General features: G+C 43.7%; 12 protein-coding genes. 5 read left to right on the forward strand and 7 right to left on the reverse strand.

Going from position 1 to position 15,013, the window contains the following annotated elements; genetic code table 11:
* Positions 1–334: 334 nt before the first annotated feature.
* Positions 335–2,353 (reverse strand): hypothetical protein, encoded by a 2,019-nt coding sequence (locus tag BMX56_RS22315; protein WP_090651911.1) that lies wholly within the window; start codon positions 2,351–2,353, stop codon positions 335–337.
* 412 nt (positions 2,354–2,765) lie between these two features.
* On the opposite strand from BMX56_RS22315, the gene BMX56_RS22320 reads away from it, so the two are divergent.
* Both BMX56_RS22320 and BMX56_RS22325 read left to right on the forward strand, forming a co-directional pair.
* Positions 2,766–3,098, forward strand: a complete 333-nt coding sequence (locus BMX56_RS22320) for a hypothetical protein (RefSeq protein ID WP_090651912.1) — start codon at positions 2,766–2,768, stop codon at positions 3,096–3,098.
* A gap of 145 nt (positions 3,099–3,243) precedes the next feature.
* On the forward strand, positions 3,244–3,606 hold the full coding sequence (locus tag BMX56_RS22325) for a LiaF domain-containing protein (protein WP_177183884.1): 363 nt from the start codon (positions 3,244–3,246) through the stop codon (positions 3,604–3,606).
* Positions 3,607–3,647: 41 nt separating this feature from the next.
* On the opposite strand, the gene BMX56_RS22330 is transcribed toward BMX56_RS22325, so the two are convergent.
* Positions 3,648–3,944, reverse strand: a complete 297-nt coding sequence (locus tag BMX56_RS22330; protein WP_143065506.1) for a hypothetical protein — start codon at positions 3,942–3,944, stop codon at positions 3,648–3,650.
* Positions 3,945–4,280: 336 nt separating this feature from the next.
* Between BMX56_RS22330 and BMX56_RS22335 the strand changes: the two genes are divergently transcribed.
* The 3 genes from BMX56_RS22335 (at position 4,281) to BMX56_RS22345 (ending at position 7,350) form a co-directional block, all read left to right on the forward strand.
* A complete protein-coding gene (locus BMX56_RS22335; protein WP_090651915.1) occupies positions 4,281–4,958 on the forward strand; it encodes an SAM-dependent methyltransferase in 678 nt (225 codons plus the stop codon).
* Positions 4,959–5,067: 109 nt separating this feature from the next.
* On the forward strand, positions 5,068–6,630 hold the full coding sequence (locus BMX56_RS22340; protein WP_255369893.1) for a M20/M25/M40 family metallo-hydrolase: 1,563 nt from the start codon (positions 5,068–5,070) through the stop codon (positions 6,628–6,630).
* A 195-nt stretch (positions 6,631–6,825) separates the two neighbouring features.
* Positions 6,826–7,350, forward strand: coding sequence for a hypothetical protein (locus BMX56_RS22345; RefSeq protein ID WP_090651916.1), 525 nt, complete (start codon positions 6,826–6,828; stop codon positions 7,348–7,350).
* 229 nt (positions 7,351–7,579) lie between these two features.
* On the opposite strand, the gene BMX56_RS22350 is transcribed toward BMX56_RS22345, so the two are convergent.
* The 5 genes from BMX56_RS22350 to BMX56_RS22370 all read right to left on the reverse strand — a co-directional run bounded on the left by BMX56_RS22350 (position 7,580) and on the right by BMX56_RS22370 (position 14,988).
* A complete protein-coding gene (locus BMX56_RS22350; protein ID WP_090651917.1) occupies positions 7,580–9,877 on the reverse strand; it encodes a GH92 family glycosyl hydrolase in 2,298 nt (765 codons plus the stop codon).
* A 306-nt stretch (positions 9,878–10,183) separates the two neighbouring features.
* Positions 10,184–11,044 (reverse strand): HvfC/BufC N-terminal domain-containing protein, encoded by an 861-nt coding sequence (locus BMX56_RS22355; RefSeq protein ID WP_090651918.1) that lies wholly within the window; start codon positions 11,042–11,044, stop codon positions 10,184–10,186.
* Complete coding sequence (locus tag BMX56_RS22360) at positions 11,037–11,957, reverse strand: MNIO family bufferin maturase (RefSeq protein WP_090651919.1); 921 nt, start codon at positions 11,955–11,957, stop codon at positions 11,037–11,039. The genes BMX56_RS22355 and BMX56_RS22360 overlap by 8 nt, the downstream gene beginning before the upstream one ends.
* Before the next feature lie 14 nt (positions 11,958–11,971).
* Positions 11,972–14,056 (reverse strand): ferritin-like domain-containing protein, encoded by a 2,085-nt coding sequence (locus tag BMX56_RS22365; RefSeq protein WP_090651920.1) that lies wholly within the window; start codon positions 14,054–14,056, stop codon positions 11,972–11,974.
* Positions 14,057–14,076: 20 nt separating this feature from the next.
* A complete protein-coding gene (locus BMX56_RS22370; protein ID WP_090651921.1) occupies positions 14,077–14,988 on the reverse strand; it encodes a PorP/SprF family type IX secretion system membrane protein in 912 nt (303 codons plus the stop codon).
* Between the last annotated feature and the right edge of the window lie 25 nt (positions 14,989–15,013).

Here is a 15,013-nt window from a genome sequence, read left to right on the forward strand (position 1 = left end):
CTCCGCCCCTCCCGATAGCTACTGTGTGTACACAGTTTTTCGAAGTGTGTCACTAAACAAAAACGGTGTCATTTCGAACGAATCAGAGGTGGATTTAAGCGGTGGGGTGAGGAGAAATCTTCGACAATATGCTATACAACGATGCCAAGTGTATGCAAATCGTATAAGATTTCTCTTTCGCGCCCCGCTCTTTTCCGTCCCAGGCTCTATCGAAATGACATTTTCGTTTCTTAAAAAGATATGTACACACAGTAGCTCTCAAGAGGGGAATCGCACATTCCCACCGCTTTTTAAAGGTATCCGCAATATATCATTGCGTTCACAACAGCCCCTTTTACAAAACAGGCCTGGCGTTTAATACCATAACTTCAAATGGCTGCAGCGTAACAGTAAAGCTGTCCCCTTTAAATAAAGGAGCTTTCGCTTCATTGCCGCTTACTTTGGCGTTATAAAAAACATAACTGTATTTACTATTTAAAGGCAATTCAAAAACTTTACCCGTGTTAACCTCAAATGTTTTTGCTTTATCTGAAGGGTTTCTTAAAGTAAGAATAGCTTTTTTGGGCGACCAGGCCGCAAATCCGTAAACATCGCCCCTGGCCGGGTCGCCGCCTACCCAATGTGTATCGGGCATGATGTCGGCATTTTCCCGCGACCATTTTATCGCTTTGGCAAGGCAATCCCAGTTAGCAGTATTTAATTTATGCGGATTAATATACAACTCCTGCAAACTTGTTCCCGATCCAAAAAACGACCAGATCTCGTCGGCAATATCTTTATCGTTTATATCAAATTTGGCAGGTGGGCCATTATCGGCAATACAAACGCCATGATACATTAAAGCGCTTATAGGATATAGCGGCGCACGCTGTACAATATTTTTATATACTTCGCCATCGCGATAATTGAGCCATTGCTGCCTGGTACCCCCCTGCCCTTGTGTATTGGTATCCCAGCCGTTTCGCCAAATTACATCGCCATATTTAAGCCAAAAGGGCGACGGCCATGTACCTATGGTCATGCTGAAATAAAGATCTGACTTTACTTTACGGAGCGATGATACCAAGTTTAGGAGCGATTCCATATCCGTTTGATATTCAGGCGTAGCGCCTGTTGATTGGTCTCCCGCCCCTACACCATCGAATTTAAACATCGAGACACCGTATTTGGTAACAAAATTAGCGGCCGCATCCTTAAACCTGCCGGAATAAACGGCGCCCGAAAGTGAGAACCCATGCGAATTGGTTTCAAACGGAGGGTTTTGTTTCCTGCCATATTCCAGCCTTTGCTCTTTTGCCTGCTCGTATCCGCCCCATGGCGACATCCAAACTCCCAGCGATGCATTGTATTTATTGGCCATCGTTTTCATATTATCAAAACCCGCCGGAAAATTAGTTTTACTAATTTGCCATAATGTTTGATTATCGTCCCAGCCATCATCAAATAAAAACGCGTTTAGGTTAAGGTGGCGCTTTACTGTAAGGCTATCGCCAAAGGTTTTAATACGGTCAAGGCAACCTGCTTCGGTCAGTTTACGATCGGCCCATGATATATCATACCAGGAGTTATAATGAAGCATCTGCCTGTATGGAACAACCCGCTCCCGTTCCAGGTAATACAAAAATCCCCGGCGAAGCTGGCCTTGCGGTGCAACGCCCCAAACGGTAGAACCTGTTAAATCCAGGGCTGGCTCCTGGCGTTCAATATAGCTGCTAAACCAGCCGTTATCGGCCTTGTATTTACTTATAGGGCTTTCAGATGCAAAAAAGTAATTACCACATACTATCGGTGAGCCATCAACAACACCCGATGGCTTAATACCCGCTTCCGCCGGAAATTTTATGAGTTTCAATTTAGCTACCCTTAATGAATCTTTGAGGCTGTGAAAATTAAAGGCTTGCCTGATATAATTGGAGTTATCTTTTAAAATAGCTTCCCACATTACGCGGATACCATATTTTACGTTCAAAAGTTCGGCAAAAACCGCTGCCCCGTTTTCCTTTTCTGAAAGTTTAACCGCTTTGGGATTGCCTTTCGTCAGCATGATTTTTGGAGGGGCGCTCAATTGAAAATCGGCAGAATTAATTACAGTGCCGTCCTTAAGTTCCAGCTCAAACATGGGCGAGCCTTTTAAGGTAATCTGCTTATTATTTTGCGCGACAAATTCGTTTATCGCAACGGACTTTTTATCGGCCAGCCATTTTACAGATAAGCAGTTGTTTTTTAAAGTTAATATCCCCTTGTTGGAAGATACCAGCGCTTTGCCCGGCTTTATACCCGAAAGAAAGATATCCTGGCCCCTGGCAGCGCCTGCTGAGCCGATACAAATTAAAAGCAATAGTTTTTTTAGCATGTTTGATAATTTACAGGGGAAAACACAAAAAATAATTTGCGTGTGCGCACACAAATATAGATTTTAATTTTTCTATTAAAAACAGGCTGCAGAATATTGCCCCCTTTGAATCACGAAAAAAACGGGAGATTATCTATTAATGGTCAAAACAATCGTTTGCGCTATTTTTGGGGTATGGATGGTGTGTAAATAAATTATTATCCCCCCTCTGTTAATGCATGGCGAATTGTTGTTAAAAAAGATGAAATCTCGAACCATCTGCCAACAACAGGTTTAAGTTTACCGAATATGGGTAATCTGCGGGTTATTTTGCAAAATAATTTTGCCCTCTATTGCAAAAACCAATTACAATAAATAAATTTATAGTGCCTGCAATAAGGCAGGCATGCACAAAACCTGATAACTTATCACAATGGAAGAAACAGCAACCATAACCCAGAATACGTTTGACCAAATGTATCAATATGCGTACAACCTGTTTATGGCAGGCCAAAACGTATTTGAAGTAAAAGCCGCATTGCTTGAACGCGGCTTAGATACCGAAAACGCCGAATACATTGTTAATATGCTTCAACAACAGATTGTAGAAGCAAAAAAAGATAAAGCAAAAAAAGATATGCTTTACGGCGCCTTATGGTGCGGCGGTGGCCTGATACTGACACTCGCCCATATTGGCTTTATATTTTGGGGCGCGATAGTTTTTGGCGCGATACAATTTTTCAGGGGAGTGGCCAATTTAAACTAAACACTGCCGTTTAGTTTACCGACATAATCCCCACTTTTACCGACAACTTTTACCATTCTGCAAACTTTGGGTTTCGGCGGCTATTGCATTGCCTATTTTTGTTCGACAATCAACTCAAAAGGATATGAACACTTTATCAAGAACCATGAGCCCAAAAACCGACGACAGCATCAATACAGCAACTATTTTCGGCGAGATAAAAAGAACCATTGTTACAAAGGATTTTAAAGGCGGCAACGTAAAAAACGTTTTTGGTGACATTGAACTGGATTTTACAGGAGCAGATATTAACGGCACGGCAGTGCTTAATATATCGCAATTATTTGGGCAGGTAACCATTGCTGTGCCGGTTGATTGGCAGGTAGAAGCAGATGTAACCCATATCCTTTCAGAAATGGAGGATGACAGGAGTTATCTTATCAGGAAACAACGGTCAAACAAAGTGCTAACGCTTACCGGCCTGTCTGTTTTTGCAGCAGTGGAAATTGTGAACGACCTGGAGAATTAAAAAATTGCTTTTTTCGGGGCTATTTGTACGGTTGTCGCGGATTAATACGTCCATTCAACCAATTTCTCATCCGGCGTGTAGTCAAAAACTTTCCTTTTTAAAGTATCCACATAAATCCAGTTATCACTTACTAACCTTGCGGCGTCTTTGTCCTCAAGATCATGTCCGATGTTGTAAACCAGGTAGCTTGCCGAATCCGTTTTTATCTCCTGATCAAATAAAGCCTCTTCATGCACAGACCGATCTGTTGGGGATAGGGCAACTAAGGCATTGCTGGAATAATGGATATATCGAGAAACCAATGAATCGACACCTGATGGCATTCGCCCGTATTTCATTCTCTTTGATGATTTTATGCCGCGGTTGTTCGATATGCTGTTTTTTTTCAGCCCTGCTGCAGCCCACTATCGTTCCGGTAATAAGGTAAAGGGTTATTTTTTCATTCTCCTAATGTGCAAACATATTACTCTTGACGTTTATTTATTAAAAAAGTTATCTTTTTAAAGCAAAACTAATTCCTAAATTTGTTATCCATAATTCAAATGAAACTAACAGCAAATAATAATTGGCAACCGCGCAGTATAAATTTATTGTAGCAGTTTAAATTATTATTTATAGCGTAAATACTTTAAGGCCTGCTTACTTAGCAGGCTTTTTCATTTAAATCATTTTCCATGTCGTTTACTTTAAAATCTGTAGTCCCATGGGGACGTACCTTAACGGAATACCAAAAAATGTTTGGTCTAACTCCTGCCGATTTAAATCTTAACTTTTTAAGCGTTGGTGATGGGCCGGCAAGCTTTAACGCCGAATTTACCCGTATGCAAGGACGCGTAACTTCAATAGATCCTGTTTACCAGTTTTCCAGAACGGAGATAGAACAGCGGATCATTGAAACCAAAACCGAAGTTATTGAACAAATGACCAGCAACTACGACAAATTTGTATGGAACGAAATAAAGACGATAGATAATCTTGTTAGCATTCGCATGAACGCGATGAAAACCTTCCTTGCCGATTTTGAAAAAGGCAAAAATGAAGGCCGTTACGTAACCCATATGATGCCGGATAAAACACCTTATCGCGACCAGCAGTTTGATATCGGATTAAGCTCGCACTTCCTGCTATTGTATGCAAATCTTGGTGTCGATTTCCACATTGCAACCATACAGGAAATGTTACGTGTTTGTAAACAGGTACGAATTTTCCCGGTTTTAAACCTTGATGCACAAAAAAATCACGTTATCGATACTGTATTAGACCACTTTGCAAAACACTCTGTTTTAAAATTGGTAAAAGTAGATTACGAGTTTCAAAAAGGCGGCGACCACATGGTTCAAATTCATGCTTAAGTTAGCCGTATAACTATCACCTTTAAATTTTATGTAACAAAGTGTTTGCAATGAAGCCGGGTGAGGCATAAATTATCAATGCCTCCCTCCTTTTACCTAAATTAGGTTCATGAAACACATTAACCTAAATTTCGGCCTGCATATGTGGCACAAGGCAAGGCCATTTGTAGTGGTCGCTTTACTTTATAGTGGTGTTGCCAGCGCGCAATCTGCCAATCCTGTTATCAACAACATCGTGACCGAAGAAACCGGCAACTCGCAATTGGAAAACCTGGCCCACCAGCTTTTTGACGGCATAGGCCCGCGCCTGGTTGGTACGCCGCAAATGAAACAGGCCAATGATTGGGCTGTAGCCAAATACAAAAGCTGGGATATACAGGCCCACAACGAAAAATGGGGCGAATGGCGAGGTTGGGAACGTGGTGTTTCGCATATAGATATGGTATCGCCGAGGGTAAAATCATTAGAAGGCACCCAACTGGCCTGGAGCCCCGGCATGGGCAAAAAAACGGTAACAGCAGAATTGATCATCCTGCCCGACCTGGCCGATTCAGTCGCTTTTCAGCAGTGGTTGCCCAACGTAAAGGGTAAATTTGTGCTGATATCCATGTGCCAGCCAACCGGCAGGCCTGATTATAACTGGACAGAATTTGCCACCAAAGATTCGTTTGACAGGATGAAAGCCGCACGTACCGCCCAAACGGATGCCTGGAAAAAGCGCATCAGCAAAACCGGATTTACCAATAAAACATTACCTGTTGCACTTGAAAACGCCGGCGCGGCAGGTATTATCACCAACAACTGGTCGGCAGGTTTTGGGGTTGATAAAATTTTTGGCGCGTACACCAAAATAGTCCCCACAGTTGATATCGCGGTAGAAGATTACGGAATGCTTTATCGCCTTACCGAATCGGGCAGCAGCCCTAAAATTAGCATCCACTGCGAATCAAAGGAACTGGGTGTAGTACCAACTTTTAACACCATTGCCGAAATTAAGGGCACAGAAAAACCTGACGAATATGTAATGCTAAGCGCCCATTTTGATTCATGGGACGGCGGCACAGGCGCTACCGACAACGGTACTGGTACGCTTACCATGATGGAGGCTATGCGCCTGCTCAAAAAATATTACCCACATCCAAAACGCACCATTTTAGTTGGCCACTGGGGCAGCGAGGAGGAAGGGTTGAATGGCTCACGCGCATTTGTAGAAGACCATCCCGAAATAGTTAAAAACCTGCAGGCCTTGTTCAACCAGGATAACGGCACAGGCCGTGTGGTTAATATCGGCGGCCAGGGTTTTGTTGAATCAAAAGATTATTTAACCAGGTGGCTTGCAGCCGTGCCAGATACGATAAAAAACAGGATTAAAACCAACTTTCCAGGCCAGCCGGGCGGCGGCGGCTCTGATTTTGCTTCGTTTGTAGCAGTTGGCGCTCCCGGCTTTTCGTTAAGCTCGCTCAACTGGTCGTACGGGTCATATACCTGGCATACCAACCGGGACACCTACGACAAGGTAGTATTTGATGACCTGAAGAATAACGCCATGCTGGCCGCTATAATGGCTTACATGGCCAGCGAAGACCCGGTAAAAACAACCAATACCAAAACCGAAGGCATCAAATGGCCGGCACAAACCAAAGCCACGCGAAGGGGCGGATTGGATAAGTAATTGGTTAAAATAAGCACCATATACCGGGCAACGGCAAGGGTTTTAACATTGTACATTTATCGACACATTATATTAAAAGCTTCCGGTTTGGGCCGGGAGCTTTTTTGCTTTATCGCATTGTGTAACAATGTGTTTTTCATTAAAACTTTTTGCGTTTTTATAGCTTGTTGATTAAATAAACCAACACATAGAATTATGAAACATGCATTTATTTTTGGCACCACCATCTTTTTAAGCGAACAACGTACGCTTACCGTAAATGATGGTAACAACAGCACGGAGTTTTTGCGGATACTAACTTATTACAATGAGCAAAAAGGCAATATAAATCAGCCGCTCCGCATTGATGCACACATTGCCACTACCGATGGCAAGGCATTGAATATTACCGATAATGCCGTTGCCGACAGAGCTGACATCCGCGTGGATTTAAGCAATTACCGCATTAAAGTTTACCAAACGGGCCATGAGGAGCCGGTGCTTGATGTTTACCAAATGGATAAACACGAATTTCATGGGCTGTCAAGCCACATTCTGAATGAGATTAATGCCCAGCATCCCGACCGTGTAGTTACCATAAAAGGTAATTTTAACGTAGGCGAAGTGCATTTCTTTATTGAAAACGAAAAAATGTTTGTTGATAATAATGGCTATGCAAACGGTGTGGTAAACGCGCACCACGGCATTATCTTATCGCCGGTTGATCATGATTTTGATTGATTTGCAAGTACCATAAAGCAGCCTTTGTATTTTTGCAAAGGCTGCTTTTGAACAAAATATTTATTGGTAAAGCAGTTTAATATCAGACCAGGTCACTCCTGCTCGCCGCCACTGCACTTATTGGCACAGTCGGCTACATGCTCAATGTATAATACCGTGCTAAACTCAGCTTAAAGTCTTTAAAACCTTAAAAGTTCTTTTTTTGAATTTTTACTTTTGAATTTTGAATTTAATACCCCCACGCCAGGGGCGCATCGGTAGGTTTAATGCCCCAATTTTTGTTGGGTTTCGGCCCCATTACAAATTCCAGTTTACCGCCGCCGGTGATATCATTTTGGGTAATATAAGTTTTGGTATAGCTTTTACCGTTTAATTTTACCGATTGGATATAGGCATTTTGTTTGCCCGCGTTTTTTACATTAACTGCGAATACCATACCATCCCCCATGTTGATCTCTGCGTTTTTTAATATAGGCGAACCGATAGCATAAACCCCGTTAGCCGGGTTAACCGGGTAAAAACCCATAGCGCTAAATATATACCATGACGACATTTGCCCACAATCTTCGTTACCCGAATAGCCTGATGAGGAGTTATTATACAATTCATTCAGCACTTTGGCTACATACATCTGTGTTTTCCATGGCTGACCGGCATAGTCATACAAGTAAGCTACGTGGTGGCTTGGCTCGTTGCCATGCGCATACTGGCCAATAAAGCCGGACGCATTGCCGTTTACCTCGCCGGGTTTATCCTTTGTAGAGAAAAACAGGTCGAGCTTTTGGTTGAAAGCGGTATTCCCTCCTACTAAATCAATTAAGCCGGATACGTTTTGCGGCACGTACCAAAAGTACTGCCATGCATTACCCTCGGTATACGGGCTGCCGCCATTGCCGCCATAGGCCAGCGCATCAAAGGGTTCCTGCCAGTTGCCATCCTTCTTTTTGGCCTGAAAAAAGCCTGTTTTGGTATTGTACAAGTTCCGGTAGTATTCAGATCGTTTCATGAAGTGGTCATAATCTTCGGTTTTGTCCAGCTTTTTGGCTAATTGTGCCACGCACCAGTCGTCATAAGCCATCTCCAGCGTTACCGAAACCGACTGCGATTCGATATCTTCAGGAATATACTGGTATTTTTCCCAGGTAGTAAAAGGCGAGCCGGGATGATCTGTTATGGATGAACCTTTAACCGCTTCGTAAGCCTTCTCCTGGTTAAAACCTTTAATATCTTTCAAAGCCGCATCGACAATAACCGGGATGGCGTGATTGCCTATCATACAATAATTTTCATCGCCCCATAATTGCCATATAGGCAGGTAGCCATAAGTATCATACTGGCGCATCATGCTGTTGATAAAGCCGGCAGTTTTTTCCGGTTGAATCAGCGTATACAAAGGGTGCGCCGCCCTGTAAGTATCCCACAACGAAAAGGTTGAATAATGCGTTTTATCAGGCGCGTTGGCAATGGTTAAATCTGTAGCCTGGTAGTCGCCGTTTACATCGGCCATATTATTGGGCTGGGTAAAAGCGTGATACATGCCCGTATAAAAAATCTGTTTTTGCTCCAGCGTGCCTTCTACTTTAATTTTGCCCAGTTCATGTTCCCATTGCAGGCTGCTTTGCGTGCTGGTATTATCAAAATCCCAGCCCGGCAGCTCGGCTTTTATATTCATACGGGCATTCTCGGTACTTACGGGCGACAGGCCTACTTTTACCAATACTTGTTCTTTATCCTTAGTGCTAAAGTTTAAAGCAGCCTTCAGGTTTGTGCCGTTGATGATTGACAGATCGGGATAGCGTTGGCTGCCGCTGGCCAGTACACTACTGGTGAATGGTTTTGAAAATTCGGCATGGAAATAAATTTTTCGCAATTTGGCCCAGCCGCTTAAAATACGATAACCTTCAATGGTGTGGTCGTCTATTACGCGTATTTGCGCACTCACAATTTTACACGACCAGTAGCCCCGTTTTTTGTCAAGCGAGTGGTCCATATCAATAATCACATGCGATTCATCACTTTTAGGAAAAGTATAGCGGTGCAAACCAACGTGCGATGTTGAGGTAAGTTCGGCATTGATGTTATAGTCCTTCAACATTACCTGGTAGTAACCGGGCCGGGCTGTTTCTTCTTTATGCGAGAAGGCGGAACTGTAGCCGCTACGGGGCTTATCTGCGCTGCCAGGCGCCAGGTTAATTGCGCCGTTGGTTGGCATCATCAGCACATCAAACAAATCGGCAACCCCGGTACCGCTCAGGTGGGTGTGGCTAAAGCCGATGATGGTTTTATCATTATAATCATAACCGGATGCCGGATCGTCCGGTGCTTCGCGGGTATCGGGGCTTAGCTGTACAAAGCCAAACGGGACAGTTGAGCCGGGAAAATTACTGCCAGATAAACTGTTTTTGTCAACAGCGCCGGTACCTATAAAAGGGTTAACATACTGTACCAAATTGCCCGGGGACGATTTTTTTTGGGCAAACACAATGGGACATAAACAAACGAAGCCAATACTTAAAAGTTTTTTCATTAATCAATAGGGTTGATACGGCTAATATACCGCACAAAACTAAATTTAAATGTATCTACATATTTTTTTTATAAGTATATTGGCCAACAACAGGCACAAATATTTGGATGCGCCTAAATTGCGTACTCAGTTTAGTGTTAACCATGTTAAAATACAAAATATTGATTATCAAATATTTATAAATATTTTATTTGAAATATGTTAAGTTATGTTAACCCAATTTGATGCGCTTGCCATGGGTCTTCCCTATCACTTAACCAATTGCTACACCATAATAACACGGTTCATCTGGGTTTAAGGCCCTCATCAGGCCCAGTCAAGCAAGCCATTTTTATGAAATATGGGCATCCAAAGAAACACATCTGCCAATAATTCGGACGGGGGTATTTTATTAAATGATGCTGTCGCGGTTATGGCATCGTATAGGTTATCCCCTGCCTGGCATAACGAAAGCAAGGTATATTGCACTTCGGTAACATCGGTCATCGTGACCCTGAAATTCTTGCGGCTTACTGCGATGAATGTTTTTTGGGGCGACGGCAGTTCATAATCCTCATCCCGGTAAACCGCGGTAAAAAACGGGATCATGGGAAAATCCAGTTCCAGCAATCGCAGGCAATCGGGGGTAATTATTTTAGCCGTGTTAAAAAGGACATTCTGGATACTGATCTCCTGGTCACGTTCGGCAGTGCCCTCAGTTCCCGGCGCACGTACGGCTTCCTGCCGGGCACGTTCCAGTTTGGCAAAGGCTACAGGCAGGTTCATAAAATCATTTATAGCCGATTCTTCGCCCGAAATAACGGGAGGCTTTGTTTTAGCCAAAAATCCTGGAAATGCGGCACCCAGGTCATACAAAGTAAACGAGGCGGATGGATGATATAACAGGTAAGCTTTAGCAAAGCTATCAAACACTTCATCGCCCATAAATTTCCGGCTAACGGCATAATCGGCATAAATGCATTCCAGCAAACGCAGTAAATATCCCGAGCTATAAACGTTCAGGCGGGTATAAACCGATGCTGTACCCTCATCGGCAACAACTACATCGGCTTCATCAAGCCCATGCAGACGCCATGCCTGCCCCAGTTTTTGAGGCAAGTGGCCCGGCGTCATCACTACGGTTTTGAGCCAGTTTTGCAATAATGCTAATTTTTGTTCTTTAGCCATTTGCTGCCAGCAATTGAAATTCAACCGGGTTTGATACAGGCTGATGTTCAGATTTATTAACACCCTGAACGGGGATATTTCCTTTTAAAGCTTCACGGGCCTTGTAAAGTTCAATAAGCAAATCAGGATAATCGGGTATTTTTGCATCCCATTCCAGCAATGTGCTTACACCACCCGTTGATTGCTGGGCCTGGGCATACAATTTCCAAACTTCTGATGGTACAGGTTGGTCATGGGTATCTATCAGCAAATCGCCGCAATCGGTAGGCCCGGCAATATGCATTTGCACAATATGTTTATGTGGCAGGTTGTTGATATAATTTGGTGCATCAAAACCATGATTTGTTGCCGATACAAATACATTGTTTACATCAAGCAACAACCCACACCCTGTTGTAGCAGCCAATGACGATAAAAAACCCCATTCAGAAATTGTCGACGCTTTAAACTGCAGATAAGTTGACGGGTTTTCCAATATCAGTGGCCGTTTTAAATAATCCTGTATACGCATTACGCGTTCGCAAACGTGGGTAAGGCTTTCCTGGGTCATGGGCATTGGCAGCAAATCATGTGTATTGGTATAGGCAACACCCGTCCAGCATAAATGATCTGATATCCACTCCGGCTCGATAGCTTCAGCTAATGCTTTTAACTTTTCCAGGTATTTAAAGTTAATAGGATCGGTACTGCCAACAGACAATGATACCCCGTGCATTACCACAGGTACCTGTTTGCGCACATGCATCAGCACGTGGCGGGCAAAGCCAAAATCATCCATAAAGTTTTCGCTGATGATCTCGAACCAGTCTACCTGCGCCGGGTTGTGCAGCAGGTAATTAAAATGCTTGTTTCGTAAACCCACGCCAAGGCCCAAATTTGGCAGGCCCAGGCGTGGTAAATTATTATTATTCATAAAAATAATTTTCTTTAGGTTGACGGCGGGAAGGCCAAACGCAAATCACTTGGTTTTGGCTTTTCGGGTACGGGCAATCCCCTCTTCTCTAAAACTGCCCGATAGGCTTTCCAGGCCACGTCATAAACCAGCTCTCCTTTTTCATAATCAAGAATACCAAATGATTTTGGTTTAAAACCGGGCTTGTCTCCAAAATCATACAGTTGCATCCGGTACTCCTCCCCATCTTTTACAGCAGGATACATTTGTGATGCCGAAATAGGTACAGCACAGCCCCCCAAAGCTTTACAGGCATTATCTGCCGGCGGACTAAAAGGCAAAGCATTTGCTGCCGGCCAGCCGGGTTGTGTTTTATAAAACGCTGTAGCCTTGCCACCGCACAGCCCACCGCCAGTAGTTTTTTGAACAAAGCCGCAACCACCTTCGGTTTTACAGTCGTTTGATCCTTTGCAGGTATGGTAAATGGCTGTTGTTGCACAGGTTTCCGGGTTATCTTTCAACACATCATCCAGGCTCATTCCCTGGCAGGCATGGTAAAGGTGTTGGGTACGGTCTATAGGCTTATCGTCTGGCGATGTTACCCCAAGGCTAATATCAGGCGCTTTGCCAAAAATAGCCCAGCAGATAGACATCCTATCGCCCGAGCCCCCCATTGACGGGTACGGGAATTGCGTTTTGGGGTTTTTAAAATAATCGTTAAGTACTTTGGTTACACCTGCTATAGCGCCTGTAGAGGCACGGCTAAACAGCTCAAAGTTTTTAGCATTGGCAGTATCATTAAGCTTTAACCTGTTTAAAGCACCGGCAATATCGCCCGAGGGCGGTAGCTGCGGATTATGTGTAGGATCATAAGCTGCGGTTTGTAATGATTCGGCCGACCATGAATTACCTTTTGCATGCCATTGGTCCCAGGTCTCAATCTGTCCCTCCATCAGCAAATTCATAACAAAAGCAAAAGTTTCAAAATGATCCATTTTGCCAAATGTATCGCGGGCATCCGCTTTGGCCGATGGCGCATCGGCTCCGGTAGCTGTAAATGATGGATATTTATTTTTCAAAACCGGGCAGCTTGGCCTAAACTGGTCTTGTACGACGCTTAGGTTAACATGCTCATGAGCACCCCTGCTTTTATTCATCCTGTCCAGGATTTGTTTAATTACGCCCCCACCTTCGCCCTGATCGGTAATGCCGTTAATCATGTTCATGGCATCCAGCAGAGCAGCTTCCGATTCGGTATTCTGGATACTGGTGGCAATGCCCGGGTATTCATCATCACCCGGATCCTTCGGATCTGGTGCTAATTTAGGGTTAAGCCTTTCGGGATTAAAAATTTCCTTTTGTAGGGCTACATCACTACCCGCTTTTCCCTTTTCAAAAACAATATCCCAAAGCGTTACGCCATCGGTATAAGTTATAGACAGGTAATTCCACAATTGCAGGTACATGTTTCCTATCGATCCAAACAAAGGCAAATCGGTACCGGGCTTCCAGTTATCGAAAGGAGCTTTCTCACTGTATTTAGCAATTTTATCAGGGTCGAGCACCTTTTCGGCATCAGTTTCGGTTTGCTCAATAGCCAAAAACAAGCGTACCTGTTCTTTATTCATTGCCCCTGTTTTAACTTTTACCTTGTCGAATGGTGCAATGCAATCTTTAAAGTCGAGGATGTGCGGCAGCACTGTTTTATCATCGCCATAACATTTCCAGGCATAAGTTTGCTCGTCCTGTAAAGGCTCGCAGGTAAACTTAGGTTCATAGCCAATTACTTTGGCAAGGTTTGATACAATTTGCAGGTGCAGCATTTCGGCCACAAAAACACTAAAAACAGCATTAAATGCTTTTTCGTTTGCCGTTGCAGGTTTGGCCGTTGCCGCCATGCCCGGCCAGGTGCGACCCAGGTAAAAGTTATTGCCTTTGCTGTTTATCTCATGCATACCTTGCAGGGAGTACAACGAGGTCATGTACAAAGGGATGGTAAACAACTCGACGTTGACCGCTGCCTGTACAATAGCGTGCAGGGCCTGTTCGTCAACCTCCTTAAAGGAAACCGGGCGGTTTTTTAGCCGGTCGTCATGCGTAAACAGTAAGGTACTTTTCATGGTTAGGGTTTTATTCTGGTTTATAATAGTTTATTGCCGGTTACATTTCCAAACCGGTAACTTATGCTTACTTCATGGGTGGTGATATTAACGCCCCCCAGGTTATTTGATGATGTGCCAAACTGGTAGCTATACCCTACCCTGAATGCTTTACCAATTACCGATAACATAGCCGCTGCTTTTTTATCGGTTCGGTAATTTAAGCCTATGCCCAATTGTTCCTTAAGGTACAATGTGCCCGAAATATTTGCCAAAACCGCCGATCCGTTTACATAGCTAACCAACGTGGCTGGTTTAACCTTTACATCGTCGCTTACATCGGCCAGGCAGGCCCCTGTAAAGTAATAATGTGTGCGCAGGTAATTGGCTTGCTGTTCTGATGCGGTGCCCAGGCTACGGATGGTAAATTCGGGAACTGATAAACCCAGGTAATAATTGGCGCTATACAACATCACCCCGAAACCGATGTTAGGTTTCGTTTCGCGCACATCATTCATAAACTGCGGGTCGGTAGCATCCAGTTGCGAATAATTGCCTACATAATTACGTACGCCTAAATTTAAAGCCACAGCCAGGTAATCGGTTTGGGTAAGCTGCACGCCTTTAGCAAAAAAAACGTTAGCCTCGATTTGTTTCTCTACAGCAGCCTGGTCATTCAGTACATACAAACCGGTTGCGCCGTTGATAGATTCGATAGGAAAATTGGCATTCAGCATTAGGCTGCTTGGCGCACCATCTATACCTATAAACTGCTTGCGCCCCAGCACGCTTACAGACCCGGCCTTATCAAGTATAGAATATGCCGGGTTAACTGCAGTAAGGTTATCTGCATATTGGCTGTAGTTATAAATCTGTTGTTGCGCAAAAACCTTACTGCAAATTGTAAATGCAAGTATCAAGCTTAGCTTTATCGTATTTTTTTTGATGAACATTTTTTGTAATCCTGGTTAGCCAGTG

Origin of the sequence: Mucilaginibacter sp. OK283 (assembly GCF_900110415.1) — a bacterium.
Classification (GTDB): domain Bacteria; phylum Bacteroidota; class Bacteroidia; order Sphingobacteriales; family Sphingobacteriaceae; genus Mucilaginibacter.